This is a genomic window from Mycobacterium sp. (assembly GCF_049281135.1).
Lineage (GTDB): Bacteria > Actinomycetota > Actinomycetes > Mycobacteriales > Mycobacteriaceae > Mycobacterium.
In genome coordinates, this window is record NZ_JBAPRN010000521.1 from 1 (window position 1) to 4,107 (window position 4,107).

4 protein-coding genes and 1 pseudogene are annotated in these 4,107 nt (G+C 64.7%); 4 read left to right on the forward strand and 1 reads right to left on the reverse strand.

From position 1 onward, the window contains the following. Positions 1–378, reverse strand: a pseudogene (locus WAN02_RS20700) (cytochrome P450); the annotation flags it as partial. Between the two features lie 187 nt (positions 379–565). Between WAN02_RS20700 and WAN02_RS20705 the strand changes: the two are divergent. The 4 genes from WAN02_RS20705 to WAN02_RS20720 form a co-directional block, all read left to right on the forward strand. Further along, complete coding sequence (locus WAN02_RS20705) at positions 566–1,681, forward strand: aromatic ring-hydroxylating oxygenase subunit alpha (protein WP_422266096.1); 1,116 nt, start codon at positions 566–568, stop codon at positions 1,679–1,681. Beyond that, entirely contained in the window at positions 1,681–3,279 is a 1,599-nt protein-coding gene (locus WAN02_RS20710; RefSeq protein ID WP_422266097.1) for an AMP-binding protein, read from the forward strand. Before WAN02_RS20705 ends, WAN02_RS20710 begins: the two co-directional genes overlap by 1 nt. Positions 3,280–3,296: 17 nt before the next feature. Further along, the gene (locus WAN02_RS20715) at positions 3,297–3,707 is read left to right on the forward strand and encodes a nuclear transport factor 2 family protein (protein ID WP_422266098.1); all 411 of its coding nucleotides are present in this window, start codon (positions 3,297–3,299) and stop codon (positions 3,705–3,707) included. 56 nt (positions 3,708–3,763) lie between these two features. Then, positions 3,764–4,107: FAS1-like dehydratase domain-containing protein (locus WAN02_RS20720; RefSeq protein WP_422266099.1), on the forward strand; the 344-nt coding region annotated here is incomplete at its 3' end.

The window sequence follows — 4,107 nt, forward strand, 5'->3', positions numbered from 1 at the left end:
CATCCGCGCCGCACGGGCCCGAATGCCGTCTTCGAGCTTGGCGATGGCCCGTGGCGTGAAGGCGCTCGAGATGAGTTTTCGGTGCTTGCTCTGCTCCGGCGGGTCCAGGGTGATGATCGTCGGATTCGATGCGAACAGGTTGGCCGGCTGGATAAGCGGACCGTTTACTGCCGTGAACGAGTCGTGGTCGCGGTGCAGCCGCACGGCGTGCCGGTGTTTGGTCGTCATCCAGAAATCCTGCTTGACGGTCTTTGCGACCCCAGGCGTCAGACCATGGCGGAACAGCGGTCGGCTGCGACGTAGCTCGGTGAACACGTCATCGGGAAAGCCGTTGCGCCACAATGCAAAATCGGACAGATCGACTGTCGGAGCCGTCATCCGCAACCTCGATTCTTATCGACGCTCACGCCGCGAAGGGTGTCGGTATGTTGACTCACCCTACCGTCGGCCGCAGCGTGCGTTGACGTTCAATGCTTAAAATAGTAAAAATAGACTTGAGTCCGCCAAGCGCGGCGAGCGTAAGCGCGGCCGTGCGCAAGGTGGCTGCGCAGGAACGGAGAAGGTAGTGACGGACACGGTTTCGGACACCTCCATCGATCCGTCCGAGCGCGAATTCGGGCCCAGCGGCATCAGCCTGTCGCCGTACCGATTCCCGACCGGATGGTTCATCATCTGCTTTGCCTCGGATCTGGCCGCCGGCGAGGTCAAGCGGGTGCATTACTTCGGCGAGGAAATGGTGCTGTTCCGCACCGAGTCCGGCGAGGTGAACGTGCTCGATGCGTATTGCCAGCACCTCGGCGCCAACATGGGCGTCGGTGGCACGGTCGAGGGGGAGAACATCGTCTGCCCTTGGCACGGCTGGCGGTGGCGCGGCGACGGCACGAATGCGCTGATCCCGTACAGCAAGATCGGCTGCAAGAACAACGTCCGCATCCGCACGTACCACAGCACGGAGTGGTACGGCTTCATCCTGGTGTGGCACGAGCGGCACGGCCGAGCGCCGTACTGGCAGCCGCCGGTGCTGCCCGAACTGGAAACCGGCGAGTACTACCCATTGCATCCGCACAGCCGAATGCTGAACCGGGTCAAGGTCCATGCGCAGATGATCATCGAAAACGCGGCCGACCCGTATCACGTGCAATACGTGCACAAGGCCGCCAACCCGGCAAACACCACCTCGTTCGAGGTTGCCGGCTACCACCTGCACGCCACGGTCAGCGCCCACTTCGGCGGCGGCCGGGCGCAGACCTGGCTGACCCCGAACGGCCCGGTCGACGCCAAGATCATCTACGACAACTACTCGCTGGGCCTCGGCATAGTCCGCTTCCCCAGCGACCTGGTGGCGACCATCGAGGTGACTGGGCAGACTCCGGTCGACGAGGACTACACCGACTACTTCTATACCCAGGCGTCCGTTCGCGAGCCCGGCGACACCGGCGACGCGCCCAGCGGCCGCGCCGCCAAGTTCCTGGCGCTGCAGCAGGAGGTGATCAAGCAGGACTTCTTCACCTGGGAGAACATGAAGTATCTGGAGAAGCCCAATCTCGCACCGGAAGAGGCGCACGATTACGCCGCCCTGCGTCGCTGGGCGCATCGCTTCTACCCGGGTGAAGAGGCTGCGCGGGACGACTTCGGCTACACCGCCAACGGTGATCCGGACCCGGCGGCTGCAGGAGCCTGATGTCCCGCGTGCCGGTTGGGGCGGCACCCGCATGCGACGGAAAGCCCATCGGCCCAGCTGACTTCGGGGTCGAGCGATTCAGCGTCGCTGCGGTGCTCGATCGTCGTGCCGAGCAATACCCCGACCGGGTGATGATGTCGATCGGCGGCGTCGACGTTACCTTCGAGCAGATGCGCCAGCGGTCCTGTGCTGCCGCTAATGCGTTGCTGGACTTGGGCGTCAGAGCGGGCGATTGCGTCGCCCTGTTCGCCGGAACCTGCCCGGAGTGGATCTACTTCTGGTTGGGCGCCGGACGCATCGGCGCGGTGGCCGCCGCCGTGAACGCGGCCAACAAGGGCGACTTCCTGCTGCATGCGCTTCGTGTGTCGCGGGCGAAGGTGGTTGTCACTGACGCTGAGCGCACGTCGCGCGTCGCCGAGTTGGCCGATCAACTGCCGGGGCTCGCGAGCATTGTCGTGCAACACGACTGGCTCGGCGGACACTCGGACACCGTCGACGAACACGTCGGCGACGTCGCGGACATCGGGTCATTCTTCTTCACGTCGGGAACGACCGGGGCTTCAAAGGCCGTCGCTACTACGTGGCACTACTTGTTCACCACGGCCGCGACGGCGGCATCAGCCTGGGACTTCAGACCCGGCGAGGTGCTGTGGACGGCGATGCCGTTGTTTCACCTCAGCGCCGCGCCGGCTGTGCTGGCGCCGATGTTGGTCGGCGGGACCACGGTATTGGCGCCCAGCTTTCATCCGGCCTCGGTGTGGGACGAGGTGCGCGCCTGCGGCGCCGTGGGTTTCGTCGGTGCTGGCGCGATGGTCTCGATGCTGTGGAATCAGCCGCCGGATCCGCGTGATGGACAACTGCCACTGCGCTTCATCTCCGCCGCGCCGATCGCCGCCGGGGTGTATCGCGACATCGAAAAGCGTTACGGATGCCGAATCGTCGCCATGTACGGCCTGACCGAAGCCTTCCCGATCGCGGTCAAAAGCGTTGCCGAGGCAGGGGTGCCCGGGACGTCAGGCCGGCCGAATCCCAACTTCGAGGTACGAATCGTCGACCCGGACGGTGAGCCGCTCCCGAACGGCACCGTGGGCGAGATCGCGTGCCGCCCCCGCTACCCGCACGTGATGAGCGAGGGCTATATGAACTCCTCGGGCCTGGCTGTCGACCCGCACCCGGCGTGGTTTCGAACCGGAGACCTCGGCGTGCTGGACAGCGACCAGAACCTCACCTACGTCGACCGGGTCAAGGATTCGTTGCGCCGGCGTGGAGAGAACGTCTCGTCGGTCGAGGTCGAGACCGTGGTCACGGCGCATCCGGCGGTGCTCGAGGCCGCGGTGATCGGCGTGCCCAGCGACCTGGGCGAGGATGACATCCTGCTGTTCGTCACCGTGCAACCGGACCGCGACCTGGATTACGCAGAGCTGCTGGATTTTTGCGGCGCCCGGATGCCGTACTTCTCGGTGCCGCGATACGTCGAGATTGTCAGCGAGCTGCCGAAGACCATTATCGGACGGGTCCGCAAAGATGTTCTTCGCACCAGAGGCGTCGGATCCGCCGCCTGGGACCGTGAAAGTCACGGCTACATCGTCAGCCGTTGAGACAGGGAGAAATACAGATGGCCATGACCTATCAGCAGCAATACGTGCTCGACGGTTCAGTGGCCCGCGATGCCATCCTGAACCTGACGGCACGGCACAACCGATCATTTACCGAAGGCGACCGCAACGGATGGATTGCGACGTTCCGCCACTCCGGCGCTAGTTTTACCCGCGACGGAACGGAATTCACTGATCTGCGTGAGGCTTTCGAGGGCGACAAGGGGCGCCTGGTCACCGTCGACCACGAGATCACCGTCGACGGTGTCAATGCGACTCAGCGATGCGTGGCCCTGCTGTTCACCGTGACGGGCGACGGCACCACATTGCGCGCGACCGGAAGCTATCGCGATCAGCTGATCTACGAGCGCGGCGGCTGGTACTTCACTTCCCGCGAACTGCAGTGGGATTCGGTGCCGGTCTCGGCGTGACGTCGACACCTATCAGCTACAAGCTCGCGTTCGGCACATACGAGGACGCGCTGCGGATGGTCGGGGTGACATCCGCACCGCGAATTGCGGGAACTGTGGTCAGCGCCGCCCGGATCCAAATGTTCGCTGCCACGGTGCAGGACGGCAACCCGTCGTACTGGGATGTCGACTTCGCCACGCGCACCTGGGGCGGATTGGTGGCACCGCCTGCCCTGCTGATGGGCTGGCTGACACCGCTGCCGTGGGCACCGGATGGAGCGCCGCCGGTTGCGGCGATCGCACTCCGGGTTCCGCTGCCCGGCACCACAATCGTGAACGCGGCCAACGATGCGGAATTTCCGCTGCCCATTCTCGACGGCGACCGGTTGACCATCGTCGAACAAGTGGTGTCAGTGTCACC